The 1,029-nt window shown below is 55.2% G+C and carries 1 protein-coding gene; it reads left to right on the top strand.

What is annotated here, in order from left to right; all coding sequences use genetic code 11:
• Positions 1-249, top strand: a 249-nt coding sequence (locus WLY71_RS30600; RefSeq protein ID WP_347806567.1) for a hypothetical protein, incomplete at its 5' end; no start/stop codon positions are given.
• Positions 250-1,029 lie beyond the last annotated feature (780 nt).

Genomic DNA, 1,029 nt, shown 5'->3' with positions numbered 1-1,029 from the left:
ATAGAAGTGGGTAAGGCGGGTATCAAAGGAGGCAAGGCATTTATCGAACTGGGCGTCGGGCTGGGAAGGGACATGGGCGCAGAACTGAATCGTCGTTACGAGCTGACCCTTCGCTCCCGTCAACCCCGTGAACCGGATGTCGAAGCAGCTGGTGGGGACCTGGATATCGCCAGTACAGGCAACCGTGTCGGTAAACGCCAGTCAGCAGCCAGAGCCCTCTGGCGTGCAAGCCGAGCACAGTTATCCTGATGCTCTCTCGCCTGCAAGGCTGAGCCTTAACACTCAGCTTGTTTTAGACCAAGTCGAAGCCCAGCCCAATGGGTGCCATCAGCTCTTGGCATTGCTGGTAGGTAATGGTATAGCCGATGGAGCATATAAATCTGTCTTATCCTCCTCCTGCTGTCACGAGCGGCAATGAACCCTCCGTAATGAGTGGCGATCAGCAATCTGCTTCCAGCCATTTGGCGGCTCAATACTCCCAAGGTCAGTTGACGGAGGCGTTGATACGTCCAAGTAATCCTCAGGATTTTTCGGGAAACCCTTTACCTTCAGGTGCATCGACCAGTACCCAATCCATGGTCTTTTCTCATGATGGTTCAGCGGCCGGCGCTTTGGTGACTATCCCTGGCCCCACCCGTCACCGAGTCGGTCAAGCAAAACGCTTCGAGCCCTACCCGGCGTCTTCATTGCATTCGGGGATTTCTACTTCCTCTATGGGGAGGCGAGTGGCTCTGTCGGTCATCTCCCGCGCGAGACGTTTGATTTCATACAACCCGCTAATTGCGTGGAGCGCCTACTCCGCCAGTTGGCTTTTATTTGTCGCGCTGGCTCATGACGGAACGGACGCGGCAGTCATGCACGCAATTTCCTTGGTCCGTGGACTGGCAAGCTGGTGTACGACGGTTTCGCCGGTTATGTTGCGGCCTAATTTATGTGATCCCGGCCGTGTCGATAAGCTTAATGCGTAGTAGCACCAGGTGATCGGCGTAACATAATTTTCAGCGTCTTACCGGCCTTCGTTGCCACGGG

This window comes from Pseudomonas rossensis, from assembly GCF_039888995.1.
GTDB classification, from domain to species: Bacteria; Pseudomonadota; Gammaproteobacteria; order Pseudomonadales; family Pseudomonadaceae; genus Aquipseudomonas; species Aquipseudomonas rossensis.
The sequence above is the reverse complement of the archived record's forward strand: the minus strand, read 5'-3'. Positions and strand labels throughout refer to the sequence as shown.